The following is a 26,342-nucleotide window of genomic DNA, read 5'->3' on the forward strand; positions in this document are numbered from 1 at the left end:
CCACGACGCGCGTCGCCGTCGTCGCGCGCCGTCAGACCGTCACCACGATCTTGCCGAACTGCTCGCCGGCCGCGAGCCGAGCCACCGCCTCGCGCGCCTGCGTCAGCGGGTACGTGCGGTCGACGAGCGGGCGCACGCCGGTCCGCGCGAGGAACGCGAGCAGGTGCTGCAGGTCGTCGCGCGTGCCCATCGTGACGCCGAGCACGGAGATCTCCTGGAAGAAGACCCGCGTGAGCTCGGCGGCGGTCGGGTCGCCGGTCGTCGCGCCGGCGACGACGACGGTGCCGCCCGGCCGCACGGAGCGCAGCGAGTGCGACCACGTCGCGCGGCCCACGGTCTCGAGCACGAGGTCGACGCGCGGCACGCGTGCCCCGGGTTCGACCGCGGCGGCGGCGCCGAGCGTCAGGGCGTGCGCGCGACGCTCGTCGGACCGGCTCGTGACGACCACCTCGAGCCCGGCGGCCGCACCGAGCAGGATCGCGGCGGTCGCGACGCCGCCGCCCGCGCCCTGCACGAGGACGCGCTGGCCGGGGGTCGCGCGGCCGGTCGTGAAGAGCATGCGGTAGGCGGTGAGCCACGCGGTCGGCAGGCACGCGGCCTCGACGGACGAGAGCTCGGCGGGCTTGTCGACGAGGTTCCACGTGGGCACCGCGACGCGTTCGGCGAGCGTGCCGGGGTACCGCTCGGACAGCAGCGAGCGCGGCTCGTCGGGCCCGACGCCGTGCCCGGACGGTCCGCCGATCACGCCGTGCACGACGACCTCGCGACCGTCGACGACGCCTGCGGCGTCGGTGCCGAGGATCATCGGGAGCTGCTCGGCGCGCAGCCCGACGCCGCGCAGCGACCACACGTCGTGGTGGTTGAGCGCGGCCGCGCGCACGTCGACGACGGACCAGTGCTCGCGTGCGACGGGCTCGGGCCGGTCGCCGACCTCGAGGGCGGCGACGGGGTCGTCGGGCGACAGGTCTCGTGCGTAGGCAGCGATCACACCGTCACGTTACCCATGAGTAGCCCGCTGAGCAGGGGCTACGGCCGGTCGAGCGGCTCGGGGAACACCGTCAGGAGCTGGCGGCTGACGAGCCCCACGGTCCGGGCGAGCGCGTCGCGCGCGGCGGCCGCGACGAAGCCGAGGTCGCGCACGTGCCACAGCACGAGCGCGTTCGCCCACGCCGCGTCGCGCGCCTTGTCGACCGAGAAGTTCGAGACCAGGTCCGCCACGGGCGACAGCTCGCCGCCCGCCGCGACCACCCGCCTGTCGAGGAACGACTGCCGCAGCGGCCGCACGACCTCCGCGAGCACGTCGTTGACGCGCTCGAAGTCCGCGTGCACGCCGCGCGCGGTCGGCGGCACGCCGCGCGCCTCGCACGTCGCGACGACCGCGAGCGCCAGGTCGTGGTTGATGTGCGCGTTCATGCCTGCGAGCGCGAACTGCAGCGGCCACAGGTCAGGGTGCGCGCGTCGCTCGACGAGCGGTGCCCACGCCTTGTTGACGGTCCGACGAGCCGCGAGGTCGCGCGGCACGTCGAGGAACAGGTCGGCGAACCGCACGTCGAGGTCCTCGACGAACGCGGGGTCGTTGAACGTGCCGTCGGTGACGCGCACGGCGACGAGCGACGTGACGTCCCGGTAGACGTCGCTGAACACGCCGAGCCCGTCGGTGCGGGACCACTGGCTGCGCTCGGCGTCCATCGCGGCGATCACCCGCCCGATGGCGACGGACCCCTCGGTCACCCCCATGCGCCCACCTTGGCGGACGCCGCGGGCCCTGCCCAGGATGAACCTGCGCCGAGCCGAACCGCTCGGAGCGGTGCGTCTCGGAGCGGTGCGTCTCGGGGCGGTCGGCCTCAGAGCACCGGCAGCATGCGCCCGAGGTCGGGCACCGAGTCGCCGGTGAACCGGGCCGCGACCGCGCCGGCGAGCACGTCCACGTCGTACGGCGTGCGCCCGGCCGCGAGCCGCACCCACGTCCGCGCGTCGGTCACCTCGAGGTCCCACCCGCCGCGCGCGACGACGACCGCGAGCAGCTCGCTCGCGACGAGGTCGAGCGCCAGCGGGTCGACCGGGTCCGGACCGGCGCCCGCGCCCGGCACGCGCCGCACGGACGCGTACAGGTCGTCGGCGTGCACGACGAGCTCGATCACGCGCGAGACGGTCATGGCCGACAGCCGCACGGGCCCGCGCCGCGCCTGCACGACGAGGTCGCCGTCGGCGGAGTACGCGTCGAGCGCCGCGAACGCCGCGGCCGCACGGTCGTCGATCCACGCGATCGGGTCGTCGGCGACCTGCTCGGCGAGCTGGCGCGTGGTCTGCGCGATGTCGGCGGCGCGGTCGGCGTACGTGCCGAGGTACTCCCCGAGCGTGAGCGGGACGGTCCCGGCGGGCACGGGTGAGCACGCGGCGAGCGCGTCCATCGCCCGGCCGACGTGCGCGACGAGCTCGGTCACGGTCCAGCCCTCGAGGACGGACGGGGCGTCGCCCACGGCGTCGTCGACGACCTCGACGACCCACGCCCGCAGGCGGTCCCACTGGCGGTGCAGCGCGGTCGAGGCCTCGGTCAGCGACGCGGTCATGGCCTCATCCTGCCCTCTCGGTCGCGACGGTGTCGGGGAGTCCGCGGGCGGGTGGGTGCGGGTTCGTGCGCAGGTCAGGGGCGCGTGCGGACGAGCTCGCCGAGGAACTCCGAGACGTGGCGGCCCACCTGGTCCTCCTCGATGAGGAACCCGTCGTGCCCGTAGTCGGAGTGCACGACCCGGACCGGCCCGGCGCCGGGCACGTGTGCGGCGATCCGCTCGGACTGCGCGAGCGGGAACAGGCGGTCGGTGTCGACGGCCACGACGAGCCCGCGTGCGGTGATCTGCGCGAGCGCGTTGTCCACGCCGCCGCGGTCCCGGCCGAGGTCGTGCGTGAGCATCGTGCGCGTGAGGGTGACGTACGTGTTCGCGTCGAACCGCCGCGCGAGCTTGTCGCCGTGGTGCTCGAGGTACGACTGCACCGCGAACCGGCCACCTTCGAGCGGGTCCTCGGCGCCCTGCGGGATGCGCCCGAACCGCTCGTCGAGCTCGTACGCGGAGCGGTAGCTCTGGTGCGCGATCTGCCGCGCGAGCCCGAGCCCGACGTGCGGCCCCGCGCCGTCGGGTGCGTCGTAGTAGTCCCCGCCGCGGAACGCCGGGTCGGCCTGGATCGCGACGAGCTGCGTGTGGAAGTTGGCGATCTGGTCGCCGGAGGTCTGCGCGGTCGTCGCGATCGCGGCGAACGCCTCGACGCGCTGCGGCTCGGACGCGGCCCACTCGAGCACGCGCTGCCCGCCCATCGACGCGCCGATCACCAGGGCCCACGTGCGGATGCCGAGCAGGTCGGCGAGGCGGACCTCGGCGGCCACCTGGTCGCGCACGGACAGGACCGGGAACCGGCTGCCCCACGGCGTGCCGTCGGGTGCGGGCGACGAGGGTCCCGTCGAGCCCTGGCAGCCGCCGAGCACGTTGGGCGCGACGACGAACCAGCGCTCGGTGTCGATCGGCGCACCCGGCCCGACCATCGACTGCCACCAGCCGGCGGTCGGGTGCCCGTGCCCCGCCTCGCCGGTGACGTGCGAGTCGCCGGTCAGGGCGTGCAGCACGAGCACCGCGTTGGAGCCGTCCTCGTTGAGCTCGCCCCACGTCTCGTAGGCGAGCCGGACCGCGGGCAGACGACCGCCGGAGTCGAGCGCGAACGGCCCGAGGTCGGCGAACTGCCGACGCCCGACCTCGTCGCCCTCGCGCCACGCCGACGACGCGGGCACGGGCGCGCGCTGCGCGAGCGGGGTGCGGCTCGCGCGCGTGCTGGCCAGCGCCCGGGCGGGGGCGAAGGCGGCGGACTCGTCGGACATGGTGAACCAATCTACGCAGGGACGTGGTCGCGGACCCGCGGCGGACCGCGGTTCGGGACGGACGTCCCTCGACCTGCGGTGGGTGGGACGCCTCGCGGACGTCCCACCCACCTCGTCGTGACGAACGGTCAGGCGCCCTTGGCGGCGCGGAAGCCGGCCTCGAGGTCCGCCAGGATGTCGTCGATGTGCTCGATGCCCACAGCGAGCCGCACGAGGCCCGGCGTCACGCCGGACAGCTCCTGCTCGGCCGGCGTGAGCTGGCTGTGCGTGGTCGACGCCGGGTGGATGACGAGCGAGCGCACGTCTCCGATGTTCGCGACGTTCGAGTGCAGCTCGAGCGCCGAGACGAACGCCTGACCGGCCGCCGAGCCGCCCTCGATCTCGAACGCGAGGACCGCGCCACCGCCGCGCGGCGCGTACTTGACCTGGTTGGCGTGCCACGGGCTCGACTCGAGGCCCGAGTAGTGCACGCCGAGCACGTCGTCGCGCGCCTCGAGCCACTGCGCGACCTTCGTCGCGTTCTCGACGTGCCGCTCGACGCGCAGCGACAGCGTCTCGATGCCCTGCGAGATGAGGAACGCGTTGAACGGCGAGACCGCCGAGCCGAGGTCGCGCAGGAGCTGGATGCGCGCCTTGAGGATGTAGGACAGGTTCGCGCCGAACGCGGAGCCGACGCCGAGCGCCTCGGCGATCTTGAGGCCGTGGTACGACGGGTCGGGCTCGTTGAAGCCGGGGAAGCGGTCGGGGTGCTGCGCGTAGTCGAACGTGCCGCCGTCGACGATCACGCCGCCGATCGCCGAGCCGTGCCCGCCGAGGTACTTGGTGGCCGAGTGCACGACGACGTCGGCGCCCCACTTGAGCGGGTTGATGAGGTAGGGCGTCGCGACCGTGTTGTCGACGATCAGCGGCACGCCGTACTCGTGCGCGACCCCGGCGACGAGCTCGATGTCGAGCACGTCGGACTTGGGGTTCGGGATGGTCTCGGCGAAGAACGCCTTGGTGTTCGGGCGGATCGCGGCGCGCCACGCCTCGGCGTCGTGCGGGTCGCTCACGAACGTCGTCTCGACGCCCAGCTTCGGCAGCGTGTAGTGCAGCAGGTTGTACGTGCCGCCGTAGAGGGACGGGCTCGCGACGACGTGGTCGCCCGCCTCGGCGACGTTGAGGATCGCGAACGTCTCGGCCGCCTGGCCGGACGCGACGAGCAGCGCGCCCACGCCGCCCTCGAGCGAGGCGATGCGGTTCTCGACGACCTCCTGCGTGGGGTTGCCGATGCGCGTGTAGATCGGGCCGAGGTCCTGCAGCGCGAAGCGCGCGGCCGCGGTGGCGGCGTCAGGGAAGACGTAGGACGTCGTCTGGTAGATCGGCAGTGCGCGGGCGCCGGTCGTCGGGTCGGGCGTCTGGCCGGCGTGGACCTGACGCGTCTCGAAGTTCCAGTTCTCGTTGCTCATCGTCGTGCTCCTGGTGGCGGGGTGGGGACCCGCGGGGAGCTCGGCAGCCGACGCCCGTCCCGCGGGGGAGTGGGGAGGGTCGCGCACGGTTCGAGCGGGGCAGTCCCCGCTGGACCTTCGTCGGTGCTCGCCGGATCGACGTCGAGCAGTCGGCGGGCAGGCCGAACGTGCGCGTCAGCGACACATTCGACGGCAGGGCATGTCGGGGAGCGTAAGGCGCTCGTACCGCAACGTGGAATGGGTGTCCCACATGTTGAGCACGCGCTGTCTCGTCCATCCGGTTCGTCCGGAATGTGACTGCTGTGAAAGGTGGGACTGTTGTGACTGGTGTTCACTTCTGGGGCTCGCGCCGGTAGCGTCCGCAGAGCGCGGCCCTCCTCGCCGCCGAGGTGCGTCCGCGAGCACCGACGGCACGGGGTCGGCCGCAGGGCCACCGACGGCCCGCAGCAAGGCACGCACAGCAGCACGTGAGGGGCACGACGAGTGGGCGAACGACGAGCCGGACGACGGACGCGGGGCGCGAGCGCGCTCGCCGCGGCCACCGTCGGCATCCTGCTGCTCAGCACACCGGGAGCGGTCGCCGACCCCGGTGCCCCCTCCGACGACGACGTCCGCCGCGCACAGCAGGCCGTCGGCCAGGCCGAGCGGTCCGTCGCCGAGATGGAGATCCGCCTCGCGCAGCTCAGCGCCGAGGCCGACGCCGCCGAGCTCGAGGTCCAGCAGGCGGGCGAGGCGTACACGCAGGCGATGTCCGACGCGCAGACCGCGCAGGACGCCGCCACCACTGCGCAGGACCGTTCCGACGAGGCCGCCGCCGACGCCGAGAAGGCGCGCCGCGAGCTCGTCGCGATCGCCCGCCAGGTCGCCCGCTCGGGCGGCTCCGCCGACCTCGTCGAGGCGCTGCTGTCCGCCGACGGGTTCGAGGACGTCGCTCGTCGGACCAGCCAGATGGACCAGTTCACGCGCAAGACCGACGAGGCGGTCCAGGCCTACCAGGCGGCCACGCTCGTCGCGAGCACGCTCGCGGGCGCCGCGACCGAGGCCGCCGCCGACGCGAGCGCCGCGCAGGCCCAGGCGGAGAAGCTCCTGGACGCCGCGCAGACCACGGCAGACGATGCCGCCGCCGCCCAGGCCGCGGGCGAGGCCGAGCGCGAGACCCTGCTCGCCCAGCTCGCCGCCGCCCGTGCCACGAGCGTCGACGTCGAGCGTCAGCGCCAGGCCGCGATCGACGAGGAGCGGCGCAAGCGCGAGGAGGAGGAGGCGCGGCGCAAGCGCGAGCAGGAGCAGCAGCCCGCGCCGCCGACGACGCCCACGCAGCCGCCGGCCGCCCCGCCGACGACGCCCCCGGCGACGCCCGACCCGGACCCGACGACCCCGCCGCCCGCGACCCCGACCACGCCGCCGCCGGCCACGCCGACGACCCCGCCGCCGGCCACGCCGACGACGCCCCCGCCGGCGACCCCGACGACCCCGCCACCGGCCCCGAAGCCGACGACCCCGCCGTCGCAGTACGGCCTCGGGACGGGCACGTCACGCGGCTCGGCGGCGATGGGCCAGAACGCCGTCGCGGTCGCCAAGACGCGGCTCGGCGCCCCGTACGTGTGGGGCGGCACCGGCCCCGGCTACGACTGCTCCGGCCTGACCATGACGTCGTGGCGCAGCGCGGGCGTCGCGCTCAACCGCACGTCGCGCGACCAGTACAAGCAGGTCCTCAAGGTCAGGTACGCCGACATGCGGCCCGGTGACCTCGTGTTCTGGGGCACCAACGCCAACGACCCGAACTCGATCTACCACGTCGCGATGTACATCGGCGGCGGGCAGATCATCGAGGCGCCCCGGCCCGGCCTGACCGTGCGCATCACCGCGATGCGCTGGGCCGGCTCCATGCCGTACGCCGGTCGCCCCTGACGCGCGTCGTCCACCGACGACGAAGGCCCGGCCCCCTCATCGGGGCCGGGCCTTCGTCGTACGTGCGAGAGGTGCGTCGGTGCAGCCGGGCGTCAGTGCTCGTAGCCGGCGTCGATCGCGCGCTGACGCGAACGCTGGATCTCGGCCTCCGCCTCGGCGCGACCCACCCAGTGGGCACCCTCGACCGACTTGCCGGGCTCGAGGTCCTTGTAGACCTCGAAGAAGTGCTGGATCTCGAGCCGGTGGAAGTCGGACACGTCGTCGATGTCCTGCCGCCACGCGGCGCGCTGGTCGCCCGTCGGGACGCACAGCACCTTGTCGTCACCGCCCGCCTCGTCACGCATGCGGAACATGCCGAGCGCGCGGCAGCGGATCAGGCAGCCCGGGAACGTGGGCTCCTCGAGCAGCACGAGCGCGTCGAGCGGGTCCCCGTCCTCGCCGAGCGTGCCCTCGATGAAGCCGTAGTCGTCGGGGTACCGCGTCGACGTGAAGAGCATGCGGTCGAGCCGGATCCGCCCCGTTGCGTGATCCACCTCGTACTTGTTGCGCTGACCCTTGGGGATCTCGATCGTGACGTCGAACTCCACAGCACTCCTGTCCGCTCGCCAGGTCGCGGGTCGGTCGCGTGTCCGGGCGGCGTGGTTCGGTGACCGGCGCGCCGCAGGTTCGGGCGGACCGTCTTGTCGACATATTCTGACGCACCGGTGGGCCGACCGTCCCATCGGGTCCCCGAGCGGAGCGTGACGATGGCCACAGGCGCACGTGTCGTCGGCGTGACGGCACTCGTCCTGGTCCTGGGGCTGGGGGGCTACGTCGCGGCCGACGCCTACGACGTCGTGCCCGGCTTCGTGACGCTCGACCCGGTCCCGCCCGAGGCCGCGCCGTTCCCGAGCGCGCCCGGTGCGGTCGACGCCCCCGAGGTCACCCCCGCGCTCGGCGAGCTCGACGCCGAGGCACCCGAGCCCGCGACCGACCCCGTCGCGACGCTCGTCGACAAGCTCGCGAGCGACTCGCGGCTCGGCGAGAACGGCGCCACGGGCGTGGTCGTCGCCGACCAGCTCACCGGCGAGGTCATCGCCGAGCGCAGGTCCACCACGCCGCGCGAGCCCGCGTCGACCGCGAAGCTCGTCACCGCCGTCGCGGCCCTCGGCACGCTCGACAGCTCGACCACGCTCACGACGAGCGTCGTGCGCGGCTCCGGCGACGAGGTGGTGCTCGTCGGCGGCGGCGACATGATGCTCGCGCCCGACGCGGGCGACGCCGCGGTCGTCAACGGCCGCGCGGGCCTGGGCGACCTCGCGCGCGCGGCGGCCAAGCAGCTGCGGCTCGTCGGCCTCACGAAGGTCACGCTGCGCGTCGACGACACCCTGTTCACCGGCCCGCGCACCAGCCCCGGCTGGGACGAGGGCGACCTGAACCTGGGCTACGTCGCACCCGTCACCGCGCTCGCGGTCAAGATCGCCGCGACCAAGGACGGGGTGCCGTACCCGCCGCGGTACCCCGACCCGACGATCGCGGCGGCCAAGGTCTTCGCGCAGCGCCTCGCCGAGGCGGGCATCCAGGTCACCGGCGACCCGTCGCGCGGCACGGCGCCCGCCGGGGCGACCGTCCTGGCGACCGTCTCGTCGGCCCCGCTGCCCGAGCTCGTGCACTTCTTCCTCGAGGACTCCGACAACACGATCACCGAGGTCGTCTCGCGGGTCGTCGCGCTCGACCAGCAGCTGCCCGCGAGCTTCGAGGGCGGCACGCAGGCCGTGCTGCGTGCCGTGACCCGGCTCGGCGTCGACACCAAGGACGCGGTGCTCGCCGACGCCTCGGGTCTCGCCGAGGGCTCGCAGCTCACGCCCGCGACGCTGCTCGACCTCGTCGAGCTCGTCGTCGACCCCGAGCACCCCGAGCTGCGCTCGATCGCCGCGGGCATGCCGATCGGCGGGCTCACCGGCACGCTCGGCGACCGGTACCTGACGTCCGACGCGCGTGGGCTCGTCCGGGCCAAGACCGGCAGCCTGTCGGGGGTGAAGGGCCTCGCGGGGACGCTCGTCGACGACAACGGTCGCCAGCTCGTGTTCGTCGTGCTGGTCAAGCACGAGAAGGAGACCGGCCCGTTCGGCCCGCGCCAGGCCATCGACGAGTTCGTGACCAACCTGCACGCGTGCAGCTGCACGAGCTGACCCACCCCACCCTGACGACCTCCCCACCCGCGGCGGCTGGCCTGCGTGGGTCTCGTCGAGCTCGGCACCTGCGCGCGAGCTCGTGCATCCGGACTGCCGATCTCGCGCCGCACTGCCGAGCTCGCGCCACGGTGCGGGCCGCGCGTTGGCGACGACGAGGGCGTGGTGGGTGGGTTCGACGCTGTGGGCGAACGGGGGCGGGACGACGAGGGGCGCGGGTTACCGTGAGCCGCATGAACGCGACGACGGGGCCGGTCGACTGGGACACCGCCCGGCGCGTCGCTGCGCGCGCCGCCCGGCCCGGGCCCACAGCGTCGCGGGCCGAGCTCGAGGACCTCGTCGGCGCGCTGCGTGAGGCCGCCGGCCCGGCCGCCGAGCACGCGGCGCGCGTGACCCGCCTGACGCCCGCCGACGGCCGCGAGCCTGCCGAGGTGTCGCGCGTGCTCGTCGTCGACCGTGCGGGCTGGACCCGCGCGAACGTGCAGATGTTCGCGACCATGAGCGCGCCGCCCGCCGGCGCGGACGCGCACGGGCAGCCTGACGCCGACGCCGACGCCGGCGACGCCACGCCCGCGCGCACCAGCCCCGCCGGACGGCTCGCCGCCGGCGCGCAGCTCGGCGCCGCGCTCGCGCTGCTCGCGGGCAAGGTGCTCGGGCAGTTCGACCCGTTCACCCCGCCCGCGGGTGCCGGCCCGGACGCGCCCGGCGAAGGTCGGCTGCTCCTCGTCGCCCCCAACGTGCTGCACCTCGAGCGTCAGCTGACGCTCGAGCCCGCGGACTTCCGGCTCTGGGTGTCGCTGCACGAGCAGACGCACGCGCTGCAGTTCGCGGCCGCGCCGTGGCTGTCGACGCACCTGCGGACCCGGTTCACCCAGCTGCTCGGTGAGCTCACCGGGCAGGGCGAGGAGACGTTCGGCCGCATGGTCTCGACGGTCGGCAAGGTGCTGACCGACGACGAGAGCAGCATCCTCGACGTGCTGACGACCGAGCAGCGCGGGCTCGTCGACGAGGTCGGCGCGGTCATGGCGCTGCTCGAAGGGCACGCCGACGTCGCGATGGACGCCGTCGGGCGCAGCGTGGTGCCGAGCGTCCGCGAGATCCGGCGCAAGTTCGAGGACCGGCGGGACAAGGGCGCCCGTGCGCGCGGCCCGGCGGGCGTCGTGCGCCGCCTGCTCGGCATGGACGCGAAGCTCGCGCAGTACCGCGAGGGTGCGGTGTTCGTGCGCGCGGTGCGCTCGCGCGTCGGCGTGAACGGGCTCAACGCGGTCTGGGCGGCGAGCGAGAACCTGCCGAGCGCCGCCGAGATCGCCGACCCGAGCGCGTGGGTGCGCCGGGTGCACGGCTGACGTGAGCGGGCCGGACCCCCGCGTCGCCGGTGTGCGGTGCGCGGTCACCGACGCGCTCGCGGACCTGCCCGACGACGCGCTCGTCCTGGTCGCGTGCTCGGGCGGGCCGGACTCGCTCGCGCTGGCCGCGGGTGCGGCGTTCGCGGTGCCCCGCTCGGGGCGGCGGGTCGGGGCGGTCGTCGTCGACCACGGGCTCGTGCCGGGCTCGGCGGAGGTCGCGGCGCGGGCCGCGGAGCAGTGCCGCGCGCTCGGGCTCGACCCCGTGCTCGTCGTGCCCGTGCAGGTGACCGGGACGGGTGGACCCGAGGCCGCGGCGCGGGCCGCGCGGTACGCCGCGCTCGAGCAGGCGGCCGACGAGTCCGGCGCGGCTGCCGTGCTGCTCGGGCACACCCTCGACGACCAGGCCGAGACCGTCCTGCTGGGGCTCTCACGCGGGTCGGGCGCCCGGTCGCTCGCGGGCATGGCGCCCGTGCGGGGCCGGCTGCGACGGCCGCTGCTCGGCATCCGGCGGCAGGACACGCTCGCGGTCTGCGCGGTGCTCGGCCTCGAGCCGTGGCACGACCCGACGAACGCCGGCCAGCCCGGCGACCCGCTGCGCAGCCGGGTGCGCGCGCACGTGCTCCCGGTGCTGGAGCGCGAGCTCGGCCCGGGCGTCGCGCAGGCGCTGGCCCGCTCCGCGACGCAGCTCCGCGAGGACGCCGACGCCCTCGACGCGGCGGCCGCGGCCCTCCTCACCTCGGCCGTCGTCACCGGCGCCCCGGACAGCCGGACGGTCGACGCCGCGGCGACCGCCCTCGTCGTCGACCCCCGCATCCCCGGTGCCGGCCGCTTCGTCGCTCCGACACCGCTTCGTCGGTCCGGAGCGACGAAGCAGAGCGCGAACGACGAACCCGGTGACGCTCACGGCGACGGCGACGGCGACGGCGATGGCGACGGCGGGGCGGGTGTGGTGCTCGACGTCGGGGTGCTGTGCGGCGCGGGCGACGCCGTGCGGCGGCGGGCCGTGCGCGCCGCGATCGTCGCCGCGGGCGCGCCCGACGGGTCCGTGCACCGCGTCCACGTGCTCGCCGTCGACGCGCTGCTCACCGACTGGCACGGCCAGGGGCCCGTCCAGCTGCCGGGGCGGGTGGTCGCACGTCGTCGCTGTGGCACGCTTGTCGTCGGGCCCGACAGCCCACCGACGCCGACCCGGACGACCCGTCCGGCGGACCAGCACCGCACCTGACAGGAGCAGCAGTGGACCCTGCGGACATGGGAGCCGACCTCGAGAAGGTCCTGCTCACGCAAGAGCAGCTCCACGGCAGGCTCGACGAGATCGCGGCACAGATCGACGCGGACTACGCGGGCAAGGACCTCCTGCTCGTCGGCGTGCTCAAGGGCGCCGTCATGGTGATGGCGGACCTCGCGCGCCGGCTGCACTCGCCCGTGCAGATGGACTGGATGGCGGTCTCGTCGTACGGGTCCGGCACCAAGTCGTCGGGCGTCGTGCGGATCCTCAAGGACCTCGACACCGACCTCAGCGGCCGGCACGTCCTGATCGTCGAGGACATCATCGACTCCGGGCTGACGCTGTCGTGGCTCGTGTCGAACCTGCGCAGCCGCGGCCCCGCGAGCGTCGAGATCGCGACGATGCTGCGCAAGCCCGACGCGGCCAAGGTCGAGGTCGACGTCCGGTACATCGGCTTCGACATCCCGTCGGAGTTCGTCGTCGGCTACGGGCTCGACTACGCCGAGAAGTACCGCAACCTGCCGTTCGTCGGCACGCTCGCCCCCCACGTGTACGGCGCCTGACGCGCCGCACCGGCCCGCCGGCGGCGCACCACGCGACCGACGGAGGGCTGTGCCCTGCGCGAACAGCGCCCGGGAACGCCAGACGGAACGTGTACGTTCGACCGATCAGCCCGCTCGAGCAGGAGGATGAGGGGCCGAGCCCCGAACGCCTATGAACGTCAAGCGCCTCGCCCGCGGTCCGCTGCTGTGGATCGTGCTGGCCGTCGTGCTGCTCTGGATCGGCGTGAGCACGCTGGCCCAGCCCAGCGTCAAGTCGATCGACACGTCCGACGGCCTCGCGCTGCTCGCGGGTGACACCGTCGAGTCCGCGAAGATCACCGACGGTGTGCAGCGCGTGCAGCTCACGCTCGAGAAGAACTTCGTCAAGGGCGACGACGACTTCGGCAAGCGCGTGCAGTTCCAGTACGTCGCACCTCAGGGCGAGACGGTCGTCGAGGCGGTGCAGAACGCCGACCTGGACAAGGGCTTCACGTCCGAGAACCCGCAGACGTCCTGGTGGAGCAGCCTGCTGTCGCTCGTGCTGCCGTTCATCATCATCCTGGGCATCTTCTGGTTCCTCATGGCCAACATGCAGGGCGGCGGCTCGCGGGTCATGAGCTTCGGCAAGTCGCGCGCCAAGCTGGTCTCGAAGGAGTCGCCGCAGGTCACGTTCGCGGACGTCGCGGGCGTCGACGAGGCGGTCGAGGAGCTCACGGAGATCAAGGAGTTCCTGTCCGAGCCCGCCAAGTTCCAGGCGGTCGGCGCCAAGATCCCCAAGGGCGTGCTGCTGTACGGCCCGCCCGGGACCGGCAAGACGCTGCTGGCCCGCGCCGTCGCGGGTGAGGCCGGCGTGCCGTTCTACTCGATCTCCGGCTCGGACTTCGTCGAGATGTTCGTGGGTGTCGGCGCGAGCCGCGTGCGCGACCTGTTCCAGCAGGCCAAGGAGAACTCGCCCGCGATCATCTTCGTCGACGAGATCGACGCCGTCGGTCGCCACCGGGGCGCCGGCCTGGGCGGCGGTCACGACGAGCGTGAGCAGACGCTCAACCAGATGCTCGTCGAGATGGACGGTTTCGACGTCAAGACGAACGTCATCCTCATCGCGGCGACGAACCGCCCCGACATCCTCGACCCCGCGCTGCTGCGGCCGGGTCGCTTCGACCGGCAGGTCGCGGTCGAGCCGCCCGACCTCAAGGGTCGCGAGAAGATCCTGCAGGTGCACGCGCAGGGCAAGCCGATGGCGCCCGCCGTGGACCTCACCGCGGTGGCTCGCCGGACGCCCGGGTTCACCGGTGCCGACCTGGCGAACGTGCTCAACGAGGCCGCGCTGCTCACCGCGCGGCAGAACGCGCAGATCATCGACGACCACGCGCTCGACGAGGCGATCGACCGCGTCGTGGCCGGGCCGCAGAAGCGCACGCGCGTCATGAACGTCAAGGAGCAGAAGCTCACCGCGTACCACGAGGGCGGTCACGCGCTCGTCGCCGCGGCCCTGCGCTACACGGACCCCGTCACGAAGGTGACGATCCTGCCCCGTGGCCGTGCGCTCGGCTACACGATGGTCATGCCCGTCGAGGACAAGTACTCCGTCACGCGCAACGAGCTGCTCGACCAGCTCGCGTACGCGATGGGCGGCCGCGTCGCCGAGGAGCTCGTCTTCCACGACCCGACGACGGGCGCGGGCAACGACATCGAGAAGGCCACCGCGACCGCGCGCCGGATGGTGACGCAGTTCGGCATGAGCAGCTCGATCGGCGCGATCCGCCTGGGCCAGGACTCGGGCGAGGTCTTCCTCGGCCGCGACATGGGCCACCAGCGCGACTACTCCGAGGAGGTGGCGGGCCGGATCGACGCCGAGGTGCGCGGGCTCATCGAGCGGGCGCACGACGAGGCGTGGGAGATCCTGGTCGAGTACCGGGACGTGCTCGACGCCCTCGTGCTGGAGCTGCTCGAGAAGGAGACGCTGAACGCCAAGCAGCTCGAGGAGATCTTCGCGCCCGTCGTGAAGCGCCCGCCGCGACAGGTGTGGCTCTCGAGCGACCAGCGCGCCGTCTCCGACCGCCCGCCGATCCAGACGCCCGCCGAGATCGCCGCGCAGAACGGCCACGCCGTCGTCCCCGAGGACGAGGCCGTCGCCGCGAACCACGAGCGCCCGCCGGTGGAGGCCGTCGAGCTGCCGCCGTCGCAGACGCCCGAGGTGAGCTGATGGTCGACCCGATCTCCGAGCCCACGGGCGTCATCGGCGAGTACGACCAGGAGCGCGCCGAGGCCGCGATCCGCGAGTTCCTGCTCGCGGTCGGCGAGGACCCGGAGCGCGAGGGCCTGCTCGACACCCCGGCGCGGGTCGCCCGTGCGTACCGCGAGATCTTCGCCGGCCTGCGCATGTCGCCGCAGGACGTCCTGACCACGACCTTCGACCTCGGCCACGAGGAGATGGTGCTGGTCAAGGACATCGAGGTGTACTCCACGTGCGAGCACCACCTCGTGCCGTTCCACGGCGTCGCGCACGTCGGGTACATCCCCGGCGAGGACGGCCGCATCACCGGTCTGTCGAAGCTCGCCCGGCTCGTCGACGTGTTCGCGCGCCGGCCGCAGGTCCAGGAGCGGCTCACGTCGCAGGTGGCCGACGCGCTCGTCGAGCAGCTCACGCCGCGCGGCGTGATCGTCGTGGTCGAGTGCGAGCACCTGTGCATGTCCATGCGCGGTGTGCGCAAGCCCGGCTCGCGGACCGTGACGTCGGCCGTGCGCGGGCAGATGCGCAACGCGGCGACGCGCGCCGAGGCGATGAGCCTCATCCAGGCCCGCTGAGCCCGAGGAGCCAGGAGTGAGCGTTCGTCGGACGGCGGCCCGCGCGTTCTGGAAGGTCAGCCGGTGGCGGCTGGTCACCGAGCGCCCGTCGCGCGACGGTGCGGGCATCCTCATCGGTGCCCCGCACACGTCCAACTGGGACTTCGTCTTCATGCTCGGGATCGCGTGGGAGCAGGAGCTGCCGTTCCGGTGGCTCGGCAAGCACACGCTGTTCAGGGGACTCGCCGGCCCGATCATGCGCGGGCTCGGCGGCATCCCCGTCGACCGCCGCAACCCCGCGGGGCTCGTCGACGAGCTCGTGGCCCGCGTCCGCGACGGCGAGCGGTTCTACCTCGTCGTCACGCCCGAGGGCTCGCGCACGGGGTCCGGCTGGAAGTCGGGCTTCTACCGGATCGCGCGCGAGACGGGCTGGTCGGTGACGCTCGGCTACGTCGACCGCACGACGATGACCACGGGCCTCGGCCCGACGATCGACCTCACCGGCGACGTCCGCGCGGACATGGACGTGATCCGCGCGTTCTACGCCGACAAGGCCGGCCTGCACCCCGAGCACCGCACCGAGCCGCGGCTCGCGGCCGAGACCGAGGAGGGCGCCCGATGAGGTTCATGCGTTCCCGGGCGATGCTCGTGACGATCTCGATCGTCGCCTGTCTGGCCGTCGTCGCGACCCTGGGGATCGGCCTGCTCGTCTAGCGCGACCGCCGCCGGGCCCGGGGGCAGGTCGTCAGGCGGGGTTCTCGGTGGGGTCGCCCTGGTAGAGACCGATGTCGTTGCCGTCCGGGTCCCGCACGACGGCCCACCAGCTCGTCTCCGTGATCGGCGACTTCGGCAGCTGGACGGTCGCGCCGAGCTCGACGGCTTGCGCGATCGTGTCGTCGATCGAGTCGACCTCGACGTAGCTGCGCGGCTGCGTGAAGCCCTCGCTGCGCGGCGCGAGGCCGCCTCCGCTGATCTTGTTGGGCGCCTGCCACATGGGGTAGCCCTCGAAGCCGGGCATCTCGGCGATCTGCCAGCCGAACAGCGTCCCGTAGAAGCGGATCGCGGCGTCGTTGTCGGACACCGGGATGTCGATGTGGGTGATGTCTCCGTGCGGCATGGCGTGCTCCGTCCTCGTCGATCCGGGTGGTCGGTCCGTCCGGCCGCACACCGGTCGAAGCGGACACCAGCACCGTACGACCGCCCTCCGACACCCGCCCACCCACCAGGTCCCCGCGGCGAGGGCGGGGATGGGCGTGAGGCCGGGGCGGGGTGGCGCATAGGCTCTGCGCGTGAGGTTCGAGGGACCGGTCGGGCTGCCTGACGAGCTGCGCGGCGCTGGTCGTGCGCTCGTCATGGGTGTCGTCAACGTGACGCCGGACTCGTTCTCGGACGGCGGTCGCTGGTACACGCCGGCGGCCGCGGTCGCGCACGGGCTGACGCTGCTCGAGCAGGGGGCCGACCTGCTCGACGTCGGTGGCGAGTCCACGCGGCCGGGTGCGCGGCGCGTGCCGGTCGACGAGGAGCGCGCGCGTGTGCTGCCGGTCATCACCGAGCTCGTGCGGCGCGGCGCGGTCGTCAGCGTGGACACCACGCGTGCGCAGGTCGCGAGCGCGGCGGTCGACGCGGGGGCGCTCGTCGTGAACGACGTCTCGGGCGGCCTGGCCGACGACGCGATGTACGACGTCGTCGCGCGGACGGGCGTCGCGTACGTCGCGATGCACTGGCGGGGCCACGCGGACGTCATGGACGACCTGGACCGGTACGACGACGTCGTGACGGACGTGCGCCGCGAGCTCGCGCAGCGCGTCGAGGCGCTGCGGGCCGCGGGTGTGCGCGACGAGCAGGTGGTGCTCGACCCCGGGCTGGGGTTCGCGAAGTCGGGGGCGAGCAACTGGCCGCTGCTGGCACGCCTCCCGGAGCTCGTCGCGGACGGCTACCCGGTGCTGGTCGGTGCGAGCCGCAAGCGCTTCCTCGGGCACCTGCTCGCGGGCCCGGACGGGACGCCCGCACCGCCGTTGCGCCGCGACGACGCGACCGCGGCGATCAGCGCGCTCGCCGCAGCGGCGGGGGCGTGGTGCGTGCGCGTGCACGAGGTCGCGGCGTCCGCGGACGCCGTGCGCGTGGCCGCGGCATGGCAAGGTGGCAGCCGCGAGCACGGGACCCAGCCGACGACCGCGCCGACCTCGAGCCCGACGACGAGCCCGACGACCGGTCCGAGGCCCGCGCACGACCTGACCGACCCGAGCACGACGCCGAGCGGCGCACGACAGGAGGACGCGTGAGCGACGTGACCGACGCCCAGGGTCACCGCCTGGACCAGATCCGCCTCGTCGGCATCAGCGCGACGGGCTACCACGGGGTGTTCGAGCACGAGCGTCGCGAGGGGCAGACGTTCGTCGTGGACGTCGTCGTCCACCTCGACACGCGCCGGGCCGCGGCGCGCGACGACCTGGCGCACACGCTCGACTACGGCACGCTCGCGCAGCAGGTGGTCGCGGTGATCGAGGGTCCGCCGGCGGACCTGATCGAGACGGTCGCGGAGCGCATCGCCGCGACGGTCCTCGCGGACGGCGCGGTCACGGCCGTCGACGTGTCCGTCCACAAGCCGCAGGCGCCCATCACGGTGCCGTTCGGCGACGTGGTCGTCGAGATCCGCCGCGACCGCTCGAAGCTCCCCGCGGCCGAGCCGCACCGGCCGGAGCCGGTGACGCGCGCGCCCGCGCCCGCGGGTCCGCCGCCGCGCACCGCTGCGCTGCCGATCGGCACGGTCGAGGTGGCTGCGGCGCCGGCCGGCCAGGGCTCGCCGGCCGCCGCTGAGCCCGCGCCGGCGCCCGCTCCGCTGCACGCCGAGCCGCCCGCGGCACCGCCCGGCGCTCCCGCCGGGGCTCCGGCCGCCGCCGGGTTCGGCGCGACCCCGATCCCCGCGCCGCTCGTCGACCCGGCCGCGGCCGCCGCGGTCGGCCCGCTCGGTGCGGCCGCCGTCGCACCGCCGCTCGTCCCGCTGCCGCCGCCGGGTGACGTCGTCACGCGCGGACCCCTGGGCGGTGACGTGCAGGTGCACCCGGCCGACGAGCAGGTCGGCTCGTCGCTGCCGTTCCCGTCCGGTGACGCGACGCAGGTGGTGGCGCCGTTCGAGCCCGACGCGACGCAGGTGGTCTCGTCGATCCCGTTCGAGCCCGACGCGACGCAGGTCATGCCGTTCGGGCCCGGCGACGCGACCCAGGTGGTCGCCCCCGTGCCGCTCGACGGTGGGCACGACGCAGGGGACGTCGACGGCGCCGACGACGGCGTGGTCGAGGGCGAGATCGTCACGGACCGGCTCGACGAGGTGCCCGACGGCCCGGTCGGTGCGGTGCTGGCGCTCGGGGCGAACCTCGGCAACGCGCAGGAGACCCTGCGCACGGCGGTCGGCGACCTCGACCGCACGCCGGGCATCGACGTGATCGACGTGTCCCCGCTCGCGCGCACCGCGCCGGTGGGCGGGCCCGAGCAGCCGGACTTCCTCAACGCGGTCGTGCTGGTGCGTACCACGCTGTCGCCGCGTGACCTTCTGCGCGCGACGCAGGCGGTCGAGCAGCGGCACGGCCGCGAGCGGACCGAGCACTGGGGCCCGCGCACGCTCGACGTGGACATCGTCGTGTACGGCTCGGTGCTGGCGGTGACCGACGACCTCGAGCTGCCCCACCCGCGCGCGCACGAGCGTGCGTTCGTGCTGCAGCCGTGGGCGCAGGTCGACCCGGCCGCGGTCCTGCCGGGGCTCGGCGGCGGGCCGGTCGCGGCGCTCGCGGCGACGGCACCCGACCGGGAGGGCCTGCGCTGGCTCGCGCTCGACTGGCTGACTGCGCCGGTGCCCGCCGCGCAGTGGGAGGAGCCCGCGGAGAACGACGCGCAGGCACCACCGGCGGCGCCGGAGGCCTGATGCAGCGCACGCGCTGGCAGACTCTCGCGCTCGTCGCGACCGGGGTCGCGGCCCTGACGTGGCTGGGCTTCTCGGCCCTCGCCGGTCGCGGCGGGCTGCCGCCGCAGGTGCCGTGGCTCGTGGCCGCGGTCGAGGTGATGATCGCGGCGATCGTGTTCGTCATGGGGTGGGCGGTCCGGCAGTTCCTGCGCGGCAAGCGCCCGGACCTCGACCCGATCCGCGCGGCGCGGACCGCGGTGCTCGCCAAGGCGTCCTGCTACACGGGGGCGCTGCTCGCGGGGTGGTACGGCGGGCAGACGATCGTGCTCGTGATGGACCTGGCGACGCACGGCAACGGGGGCCGCGCGGTCGCGGCGGGGATCGCGACGACCGGCGCGGTGGTGCTGGCGGTCGTCGGGCTCGTCGTCGAGTGGTTCTGCCGCGTCCCGCCGCCGCAGGACGACGAGACGGCCGAGGCCAAGGCGTCGCCGCAGCCCAGCGCCGGGTGACGTGCGGGGCGGAACCCACGCGCTCGCGCACCCGGTCGCGCGTCGTGACGACGACCTCGCGACGCCGGGTGCCGGCGACGACGATGGAAGGATGACGGTGTGAGCACCGAACCGACGACCGCGCGCCCGCCCGAGCCGGACCCGGCATCCAGCGCGGGCACCACCGCTGCGACGACGAACGCGAGCCTGCCGTTCGAGCCGGCGGGCGTGACGTGGACCGCGGTGTCGCCGCGTCTGGCCGCGGCGCGCCTGACGACGATCGCGCTCGTCTTCGGCCCGCTCGTGCTGGTGCTCGCGGCGCTCGCGCTCGCGACGGGCGCCTCGTGGCTGTGGGTGCCGACGGGCGTCGTCGTGCTGCTCGCGCTCTGGGGTGCGGTGCTCGTCCCACGCCAGGTGCGCGCGATGGCGTACGCCGAGCGTGCCGACGACCTGCTGGTGCGCCGCGGCATCCTGTTCCGCTCGCTCGTCGTCGTGCCGTACGGCCGCATGCAGTACGTGGACGTGAGCGCGGGGCCGTTCGCGCGGCGGTTCGGCATCGCGTCCGTGCAGCTGCACACGGCGTCGCCCGCGACGACCGCGTCGATCGACGGCCTGCCGCCCGCGGAGGCGGCGCGCCTGCGGGACCGGCTCGCGTCGCGCGGTGAGGCACGGCTGGCGGGCCTGTGAACGCCTCCGTCCACGACGAGCACGTTCCCGACGAGGCCTGGCGTCGCGTCCACCCGGTCACGCCCGCGCTCAAGGGCTGGAAGTCGGTGGTCGCGGTCGTCGTGATCGTCGGGTACCAGGCGGCCGACGACGTGCGCTCGGCCGCGGACCTGCTCGGCGGTCCCGGCTGGCTGATCGCGCTGGGGATCGTGCTGCTCGTCGCGCTCGTCGGGTGGGGCTACGCGGCGATCGCGTGGCGGCACATGCGGTTCGCGGTGACCGACGAGGCCGTGCACCTGCACAGCGGCGTGCTGTTCCGCACGCAGCGGCAGGCGCGGCTGGACCGGCTGCAGGCGGTGGACGTGGTCCAGCCGCTCGTCGCTCGGCTCGTGGGGCTGGCCGAGCTGCGGCTCGAGGTGGCCGGCGGAAGCGGGTCGGGCGTGCAGCTCGCGTACCTGCGCGAGCCGGACGCGCAGGCGCTGCGCAGCGAGCTGCTCGCGCTCGCGGCGGGGCTGCGCCGGCCCACGGCCGCCACGGCACCGGCCGCGCACGCGCCGGGCACGGTCTCGACGCCCGTCGACCCGACGGCGCACGCGCCGGCCGACGTCGGCACGCCGGATGCGACGGGCTCGACGAGCGCCGCCTCGCCCGTCCCGGTCCCGCCCGCGTCGTCGATCCCCGCGTTCGAGGAGGCGCCCGAGCAGGAGGTCTACTCCCTGCCCATGCCGCGCCTGCTGGCGGCCACGCTGCGGTCCGCCACGGTCGTCGGGCTCGTCGTGCTCGTCATCGGTGCGGTCGTCGCCGCGGCCGTGTCCCGGGACCTCGGGGCGCTCGCGGTGCTGTTCCCCGCGTTCGTCGGTTTCGGCGGTGCGCTGTGGGGCCGGGTCAACGCGGGGGCGAGCTTCCGCGCGGCCCTGTCGCCCGACGGCATCCGACTGCGGCACGGCCTGACCGAGCAGCGCGCGCAGACCGTGCCGCCGGGCCGCGTGCAGGCGGTGCAGCTCACGCAGCCGCTGTGGTGGCGCCGCAAGGACTGGTGGAAGGTCGACATCAACGTCGCGGGCTACGGCCAGGGCGAGGACGCGAGCCGCGCGACGGTGCTGCACCCGGTCGCGACGCGCGACGAGGCCGCGACCGCGCTGTGGCTCGTGCTGCCGGACCTGGGCGTGCCGGAGCCGCGTGCACTGGTCGACGCCGCGCTGTCGGGCGTCGACGACGAGGGGGGCTTCACGCCCGCCCCGCGCCGTGCGCGCTGGGTCGACCCGGTCAGCTGGCGGCGCCACGGCGTGCGGGTCACGCGGACCGCGCTGGTCATCCGCTCGGGGCGGCTGATCCGGCAGGTCGCGGTCGTGCCGCACGAGCGCACGCAGTCGCTCGGGATGGAGCAGGGTCCGCTGCAGCGCCGCCTGGGGCTGGCGAGCTTCGTCGTGCACTCGACGCCCGGCCCGGTCGCGCCGCGCGTCGACCACCTGGACGGCCGGGTCGCGGCGGCGCTGCTCGACGAGCAGGCGGAGCGGGCACGGACCGCGCGCGCGACCGCGCGTGCCGAGCAGTGGATGCGAGAGCGGTCGTGAGCCTCGGGCCGGCGGGCGCCGCCGGCGCACCCGAGCGGCGGCCGGGACGGCTCGGCGTCGGGGTCGTCGGGGCGGGACGCGTCGGTGCGGTGCTGGGCAACGCGCTGCGCGCCGCGGGGCACCCGGTGGTCGGCGTGAGCGCGGTGTCCCAGGAGTCGCGTGACCGCGCCGAGGCGCTGCTGCCGGGCGTGCCCGTGCTGGACGTCCCGGAGGTCGTGCGGCGTGCGGAGCTCGTGGTGCTCGCCGTGCCGGACGACGCGCTCGCGGACCTGGTGCGGGGCCTCGCGGAGACCGGCGCGTGGCAGATGGGCCAGATCGTCATGCACACGTCGGGTCGCTTCGGCACGGACGTGCTGACCCCCGCGCGCGCGGCGGGCGCGATCCCGCTCGCGCTGCACCCCGCGATGACGTTCACGGGCACGTCGCTCGACCTCGCGCGGCTGATCGGCTGCCCGTTCGCGGTGACGGCCCCGGCGGCGGTGCTCCCCATCGGGCAGGCGCTCGTCGTCGAGATCGGCGGCGAGCCGACCGTGCTGGAGGAGGACGCGCGCGGGCTGTACCACGCGGCGCTCGCGCACGGTGCGAACCACCTCGTCGTGCTGGTCGCGCAGGCCGCGCAGGCGCTCGCGGCGGCGGGCGTCGACGACCCGGGCCGCATGCTGACCCCGCTGCTCGAGGCCGCGCTCGACGGTGCGCTCCGCGCGGAGTCGCCCGGCGAGCCGGGCGGGCGCGAGGCGCGGGGGAGCGGTGCGGTCGCCGCGCTGACCGGGCCGGTGCGCCGCGGTGACGCGGGGACGGTCGTCGAGCACCTCGCGGCCCTCGACGCGTTCGCGGCGCGCGAGGGCGCCCCCGACGTCCCGCTGTCGTACCGGACGCTCGCCCGCGCGGCGGAGGCGCGGGCGCTCGCGGCCGGCCTGCTCCCGCAGGACGCCGCGGCGCGGGTCCTGGACGCGCTCGCGTCTCGCACGTCACAGTCCCCGCAGGTCGCGGGCATCGATCCTGATGGTGGATCGTTGCAGTCAGAGCAGCAGCACGTGGATCCCGCGTCCCCGGCCGGTGACGCGGGCGACGCGGGTGCCCAGCACGACGATCACGACGAGCACCACGACGACCCGCAGGACGGGCCGCCAGGCCCGCAGGAGGACGCATGACCACCGCCGTCGGAACCCCGACGCTCGCCCGCACGCGTGCGGAGCTCGACTCCGCACTCGCCGCGGCGAGCCCGGGGGTGCCCCGGACGAGGCACGCGCGCGCGGTCGTGATGACGATGGGCGCGCTGCACGCGGGGCACCTGTCCCTCGTGCGGCACGCGCGTGAGCTCGCGGACCAGGTCGTCGTGACGATCTTCGTCAACCCGCTGCAGTTCGGGGCGGGCGAGGACCTGTCGCGCTACCCGCGCGACCTCGCCCGCGACCTCGAGCTGCTGTCCGGGCCCGGCCTGCTCGGCCCCGGAGACGTGGTGTTCGCCCCCGCGCCCGACGTCGTCTACCCCGACGGCGACCCGCTCGTGCGCGTGAGTGCGGGCGCGCTGGGCGAGACGTACGAGGGCGCGGTCCGCCCTGGTCACTTCGACGGCGTCCTGACCGTCGTCCTCAAGCTGATGCACCTGACGCGACCGGACGTCGCGCTGTTCGGCCGCAAGGACGCGCAGCAGCTCGTCGCGGTGCGGCGCATGGTGCGCGACCTGGACGTGCCCGTCGAGGTCGTGGGTGTCCCGCTGGTGCGCGACGACGACGGCGTGGCGCTGTCGAGCCGCAACGCGTACCTGGATCCCGACGAGCGTCGTCGTGCGCTCGGCCTGTCGCGTGCGCTGCGCGCCGGTGCGGCCGCGGCGTCCGACGGACCCGCCGCGGTGCTCGCCGCGGCGCACGCCGCGCTGGCGGACGAGGACGTCGACTACGTCGCCCTCGTCGACCCCGACGACTTCACCCCGGTGCCCGACGACCACGTGGGGGAGGCGGTGCTCGCGCTCGCCGCCCGCATCGGCACGACGCGCCTGATCGACAACACGAGCGTGACGCTGGGAGGCGAGGCATGACCACGCTGATGCGCACGATGATGACCGGCAAGATCCACCGGGCGACGGTGACGCAGGCGGACCTGCACTACGTCGGGTCGGTGACCGTGGACGCGGACCTGCTCGCGGCGGCGGACCTGCTGCCCGGTCAGCAGGTCGACATCGTCGACGTGACCAACGGCTCGCGCCTGACCACGTACGCGATCGCGGGCGAGGCGGGGTCGGGGCAGATCTGCATCAACGGCGCCGCGGCGCACCTGGTGCACCCGGGCGACGTCGTGATCCTCATCGCGTACGGGCTGATGTCGGACGCCGAGGCGCGCACGTACGAGCCGCACGTGGTGCTGGTCGACTCCGACAACCGGATCGTCGACCTGTCCGACGACCCCGGCCAGGTGCCGGACGAGTGGACGCAGGCTGCGGGCCTGCTGCCGAGCGGTGTGCCGTTCGCGGCGGGTCGCGAGCTCGTCGACCACCCGCACGCGGTGGACCGGGCCGCGCCGCACACGCACGCGGGGTGCGGCGTCCGGGAGCCGCACACGCACGGCCCGCACGGCACCCACGCACCTGCCGACGTGGACGCCGGTGCCGACGCCGGAGACGAGCAGGGCTCCGTCACGCACGGCGCCGCCCGGTGACCACGACGGCCCCGGCGGCCGACGCCGCCGCGACGAGCCTGCCCTCGTCGGACCCGGCCACGGACGACGTCCTGCCGCGGCTCGCGACCCGTCTCGCCGCGCCGCCCGCCGGCTGGACGGTCCAGGTCGACGCGATCGTCGTCGGCTCCGGCATCGCCGGCCTGACCGCCGCGCTCGAGCTGCGCACGCGCGTGCCGCGTGTGCTGCTCGTGACGAAGGACCTGCTCGGCTCGGGCTCGACGGTGTGGGCGCAGGGCGGGATCGCCGCGGCGCTCGACCCGGAGGACTCGCCCGCCGCGCACCTGTCCGACACCCTCGTCGCGGGTGCCGGGCTGTGCGACCCGCGCGCGGTCGAGGTGCTGGTGACCGAGGGCCCGGCGCGCGTGCGCGAGCTCGTCGGCCGCGGCGCGGTGTTCGACACGGCGCCCGACGGCCAGATCTCGCTCACGCGTGAGGGCGGGCACCACGCGGACCGGATCGCGCACGCGGGCGGCGACGCGACGGGTGCGGAGATCTCGCGGGCGCTCGTCGCGCAGATCGAGGCGGTGCGCGACGACCCCGGCATCGAGGTCATCGAGCACGCGCTCGTGCTGGACGTGCTCACCGGCCCGCCGGACGCCGACGGCCGCCCGGGGGCGGCGTGCGGCGTGACGCTGCACGTGATCGGCGAGGGTCAGCGCGACGGCGTCGGTGCCGCGCTCGGCAAGGCCGTGATCTTCGCGACCGGCGGCATCGGCCAGGTGTTCCGCTCGTCGACGAACCCGCCGCAGGCCACGGGTGACGGCATCGCGGCGGCGCTGCGCGCGGGGGCGGCGCTCGGCGACGTCGAGTTCGTGCAGTTCCACCCCACGGTGCTGTGGCTGGGCTCGGGTGTGAAGGGCCAGCTCACGCTGGTCTCGGAGGCCGTGCGCGGTGAGGGCGCCCTGCTGCTCGACACCGACGGCGTGCGGTTCATGCCGGACGTGCACCCGATGGCCGAGCTCGCCCCGCGCGACGTGGTCGCGCACGCGATCGTGCGGCAGATGGCCGCGACGGGCTCGGACCACGTGTGGCTCGACGCGCGCCACCTGGGCGCGGACTTCCTGCGCAAGCGGTTCCCGACGATCCACGAACGCCTGCTCGAGCACGGCATCGACCTGACGAACGACCTGGTCCCCGTCGCGCCGGCGCAGCACTACCACTCGGGCGGCGTCGTCACGGACCTCGTCGGGCGTTCGTCGTTGCGCGGCCTGTACGCCGCGGGCGAGGTCGCGTGCACGGGCGTGCACGGGGCGAACCGCCTCGCGTCGAACTCGCTGCTCGAGGGCCTGGTGTTCGCGCACCGCGCGGCGAAGCACGTCACCGAGCAGGTCGCGGCGGGCGCGTTGCACCAGCAGGAGCCCGTGGTGCGTGCGGGCGACGAGGCGCTGGTCGCGGCCGCGTCGCGCTCGCGGGTGCAGCGGCTCGCGACCGACGGCCCGGGCGTGCTGCGCTCCGCCGACGGCCTGCGCCGAGCCGCGGTCGGCCTGGCCGCCGTGCCCACGGACGCGCACCAGCGGCACGACGACGGTCGTCTGCTCGCCGCCCCGCAGGTCGCGGAGTGGGAGACGACGAACGTGCACCAGGTCGCGAGCGTCCTGACCGCCACCGCGCTCGCGCGCGAGGAGAGCCGCGGCGGCCACGCACGTGCGGACTTCCCCGCGACCGACGAGCGGTGGCGCGTGCGCCTGAACGCGCGGCTGGGCCACGACGGTCGCCTCGAGCTGTCCCGCACCCCGATCGACTGA

Annotated in this window: 23 protein-coding genes and 1 pseudogene; 17 read left to right on the forward strand and 7 right to left on the reverse strand. The window is 74.8% G+C overall.

The features are described from left to right. Positions 1–31 precede the first annotated feature (31 nt). The 5 genes from CPE01_RS11065 to CPE01_RS11085 form a co-directional block, all read right to left on the reverse strand. Positions 32–988, reverse strand: a complete 957-nt coding sequence (locus CPE01_RS11065) for a zinc-binding dehydrogenase (protein WP_146806703.1) — start codon at positions 986–988, stop codon at positions 32–34. Between the two features lie 38 nt (positions 989–1,026). Continuing rightward, positions 1,027–1,737: a DUF5995 family protein gene (locus tag CPE01_RS11070; RefSeq protein ID WP_146806704.1), complete on the reverse strand. Its 711-nt coding sequence runs from the start codon at positions 1,735–1,737 to the stop codon at positions 1,027–1,029. A 107-nt stretch (positions 1,738–1,844) separates the two neighbouring features. Then, positions 1,845–2,570 carry a maleylpyruvate isomerase N-terminal domain-containing protein gene (locus CPE01_RS11075; protein WP_146806705.1) on the reverse strand — a complete coding sequence of 242 codons (726 nt, stop codon included), beginning with the start codon at positions 2,568–2,570 and terminating at the stop codon, positions 1,845–1,847. Positions 2,571–2,644: 74 nt separating this feature from the next. After that, positions 2,645–3,865 (reverse strand): homoserine O-acetyltransferase MetX, encoded by a 1,221-nt coding sequence (gene metX / locus CPE01_RS11080; RefSeq protein ID WP_146806706.1) that lies wholly within the window; start codon positions 3,863–3,865, stop codon positions 2,645–2,647. Between the two features lie 128 nt (positions 3,866–3,993). Beyond that, positions 3,994–5,313: a bifunctional o-acetylhomoserine/o-acetylserine sulfhydrylase gene (locus CPE01_RS11085; RefSeq protein WP_146806707.1), complete on the reverse strand. Its 1,320-nt coding sequence runs from the start codon at positions 5,311–5,313 to the stop codon at positions 3,994–3,996. A gap of 483 nt (positions 5,314–5,796) precedes the next feature. Here CPE01_RS11085 and CPE01_RS11090 point away from each other — a divergent pair, with 483 nt between their 5' ends. After that, complete coding sequence (locus CPE01_RS11090; RefSeq protein ID WP_146806708.1) at positions 5,797–7,221, forward strand: C40 family peptidase; 1,425 nt, start codon at positions 5,797–5,799, stop codon at positions 7,219–7,221. Between the two features lie 92 nt (positions 7,222–7,313). Here CPE01_RS11090 and CPE01_RS11095 read toward each other — a convergent pair whose 3' ends face one another. Continuing rightward, complete coding sequence (locus tag CPE01_RS11095; protein ID WP_146806709.1) at positions 7,314–7,808, reverse strand: inorganic diphosphatase; 495 nt, start codon at positions 7,806–7,808, stop codon at positions 7,314–7,316. Positions 7,809–7,967: 159 nt separating this feature from the next. On the opposite strand from CPE01_RS11095, the gene dacB reads away from it, so the two are divergent. The 7 genes from dacB (at position 7,968) to CPE01_RS11130 (ending at position 15,917) form a co-directional block, all read left to right on the forward strand. Beyond that, positions 7,968–9,392 (forward strand): D-alanyl-D-alanine carboxypeptidase/D-alanyl-D-alanine endopeptidase, encoded by a 1,425-nt coding sequence (dacB, locus tag CPE01_RS11100; protein WP_146806711.1) that lies wholly within the window; start codon positions 7,968–7,970, stop codon positions 9,390–9,392. Between the two features lie 233 nt (positions 9,393–9,625). Then, positions 9,626–10,738, forward strand: coding sequence for an Rv3626c family coenzyme F420 biosynthesis-associated protein (locus tag CPE01_RS11105; protein ID WP_146806713.1), 1,113 nt, complete (start codon positions 9,626–9,628; stop codon positions 10,736–10,738). Between the two features lies 1 nt (position 10,739). After that, a complete protein-coding gene (gene tilS, locus CPE01_RS11110) occupies positions 10,740–11,963 on the forward strand; it encodes a tRNA lysidine(34) synthetase TilS (RefSeq protein ID WP_146806714.1) in 1,224 nt (407 codons plus the stop codon). An 11-nt stretch (positions 11,964–11,974) separates the two neighbouring features. Then, a complete protein-coding gene (gene hpt, locus CPE01_RS11115; protein ID WP_186811512.1) occupies positions 11,975–12,529 on the forward strand; it encodes a hypoxanthine phosphoribosyltransferase in 555 nt (184 codons plus the stop codon). Between the two features lie 151 nt (positions 12,530–12,680). Next, on the forward strand, positions 12,681–14,714 hold the full coding sequence (gene ftsH, locus CPE01_RS11120) for an ATP-dependent zinc metalloprotease FtsH (RefSeq protein WP_146806718.1): 2,034 nt from the start codon (positions 12,681–12,683) through the stop codon (positions 14,712–14,714). Further along, positions 14,714–15,316, forward strand: a complete 603-nt coding sequence (gene folE / locus CPE01_RS11125) for a GTP cyclohydrolase I FolE (RefSeq protein WP_146806720.1) — start codon at positions 14,714–14,716, stop codon at positions 15,314–15,316. The genes ftsH and folE overlap by 1 nt, the downstream gene beginning before the upstream one ends. 16 nt (positions 15,317–15,332) lie before the next feature. Then, the gene (locus CPE01_RS11130) at positions 15,333–15,917 is read left to right on the forward strand and encodes a 1-acyl-sn-glycerol-3-phosphate acyltransferase (RefSeq protein ID WP_146806722.1); all 585 of its coding nucleotides are present in this window, start codon (positions 15,333–15,335) and stop codon (positions 15,915–15,917) included. 123 nt (positions 15,918–16,040) lie between these two features. Here the strand turns inward: CPE01_RS11130 and CPE01_RS11135 are convergent, their stop codons facing one another. Further along, complete coding sequence (locus CPE01_RS11135) at positions 16,041–16,412, reverse strand: VOC family protein (protein ID WP_146806724.1); 372 nt, start codon at positions 16,410–16,412, stop codon at positions 16,041–16,043. A 172-nt stretch (positions 16,413–16,584) separates the two neighbouring features. Between CPE01_RS11135 and folP the strand changes: the two genes are divergently transcribed. The 9 genes and pseudogenes from folP to CPE01_RS11180 all read left to right on the forward strand — a co-directional run bounded on the left by folP (position 16,585) and on the right by CPE01_RS11180 (position 26,342). Continuing rightward, a complete protein-coding gene (gene folP / locus CPE01_RS11140) occupies positions 16,585–17,577 on the forward strand; it encodes a dihydropteroate synthase (RefSeq protein ID WP_443092628.1) in 993 nt (330 codons plus the stop codon). Beyond that, a complete protein-coding gene (gene folK / locus CPE01_RS11145; RefSeq protein ID WP_146806725.1) occupies positions 17,574–19,214 on the forward strand; it encodes a 2-amino-4-hydroxy-6-hydroxymethyldihydropteridine diphosphokinase in 1,641 nt (546 codons plus the stop codon). The genes folP and folK overlap by 4 nt, the downstream gene beginning before the upstream one ends. Beyond that, positions 19,214–19,702, forward strand: a complete 489-nt coding sequence (locus tag CPE01_RS11150; RefSeq protein ID WP_146806727.1) for a DUF3180 domain-containing protein — start codon at positions 19,214–19,216, stop codon at positions 19,700–19,702. Before folK ends, CPE01_RS11150 begins: the two co-directional genes overlap by 1 nt. Positions 19,703–19,888: 186 nt before the next feature. Continuing rightward, entirely contained in the window at positions 19,889–20,368 is a 480-nt protein-coding gene (locus CPE01_RS11155) for a PH domain-containing protein (protein ID WP_146806881.1), read from the forward strand. Then, a complete protein-coding gene (locus CPE01_RS11160; protein ID WP_146806729.1) occupies positions 20,365–21,921 on the forward strand; it encodes a PH domain-containing protein in 1,557 nt (518 codons plus the stop codon). The genes CPE01_RS11155 and CPE01_RS11160 overlap by 4 nt, the downstream gene beginning before the upstream one ends. Then, positions 21,918–23,072, forward strand: coding sequence for a Rossmann-like and DUF2520 domain-containing protein (locus CPE01_RS11165; protein ID WP_146806731.1), 1,155 nt, complete (start codon positions 21,918–21,920; stop codon positions 23,070–23,072). Before CPE01_RS11160 ends, CPE01_RS11165 begins: the two co-directional genes overlap by 4 nt. After that, the gene (panC, locus tag CPE01_RS11170; protein WP_146806733.1) at positions 23,069–23,959 is read left to right on the forward strand and encodes a pantoate--beta-alanine ligase; all 891 of its coding nucleotides are present in this window, start codon (positions 23,069–23,071) and stop codon (positions 23,957–23,959) included. The genes CPE01_RS11165 and panC overlap by 4 nt, the downstream gene beginning before the upstream one ends. Continuing rightward, positions 23,956–24,411 (forward strand): annotated as a pseudogene (panD, locus tag CPE01_RS11175) (aspartate 1-decarboxylase); the annotation flags it as partial. The gene panC and the pseudogene panD, both read left to right, overlap by 4 nt. Before the next feature lie 203 nt (positions 24,412–24,614). Further along, the gene (locus tag CPE01_RS11180; RefSeq protein WP_186811515.1) at positions 24,615–26,342 is read left to right on the forward strand and encodes an L-aspartate oxidase; all 1,728 of its coding nucleotides are present in this window, start codon (positions 24,615–24,617) and stop codon (positions 26,340–26,342) included.

It is taken from the genome of Cellulomonas persica, assembly GCF_007989825.1.
Lineage (GTDB): Bacteria > Actinomycetota > Actinomycetes > Actinomycetales > Cellulomonadaceae > Cellulomonas > Cellulomonas persica.

Excerpts from the sequence above, each read along its gene's own strand:
- CPE01_RS11070 (WP_146806704.1), bottom strand. The coding sequence starts at position 1,737 with ATGGGGGTGACCGAGGGGTCCGTCGCCATCGGGCGGGTGATCGCCGCG.
- CPE01_RS11075 (WP_146806705.1), bottom strand. The coding sequence starts at position 2,570 with ATGACCGCGTCGCTGACCGAGGCCTCGACCGCGCTGCACCGCCAGTGG.
- metX (WP_146806706.1), bottom strand. The coding sequence starts at position 3,865 with ATGTCCGACGAGTCCGCCGCCTTCGCCCCCGCCCGGGCGCTGGCCAGC.
- CPE01_RS11085 (WP_146806707.1), bottom strand. The coding sequence starts at position 5,313 with ATGAGCAACGAGAACTGGAACTTCGAGACGCGTCAGGTCCACGCCGGC.
- dacB (WP_146806711.1), top strand. The coding sequence starts at position 7,968 with ATGGCCACAGGCGCACGTGTCGTCGGCGTGACGGCACTCGTCCTGGTC.
- CPE01_RS11105 (WP_146806713.1), top strand. The coding sequence starts at position 9,626 with ATGAACGCGACGACGGGGCCGGTCGACTGGGACACCGCCCGGCGCGTC.
- ftsH (WP_146806718.1), top strand. The coding sequence starts at position 12,681 with ATGAACGTCAAGCGCCTCGCCCGCGGTCCGCTGCTGTGGATCGTGCTG.
- folE (WP_146806720.1), top strand. The coding sequence starts at position 14,714 with ATGGTCGACCCGATCTCCGAGCCCACGGGCGTCATCGGCGAGTACGAC.
- CPE01_RS11135 (WP_146806724.1), bottom strand. The coding sequence starts at position 16,412 with ATGCCGCACGGAGACATCACCCACATCGACATCCCGGTGTCCGACAAC.
- CPE01_RS11150 (WP_146806727.1), top strand. The coding sequence starts at position 19,214 with ATGCAGCGCACGCGCTGGCAGACTCTCGCGCTCGTCGCGACCGGGGTC.
- panC (WP_146806733.1), top strand. The coding sequence starts at position 23,069 with ATGACCACCGCCGTCGGAACCCCGACGCTCGCCCGCACGCGTGCGGAG.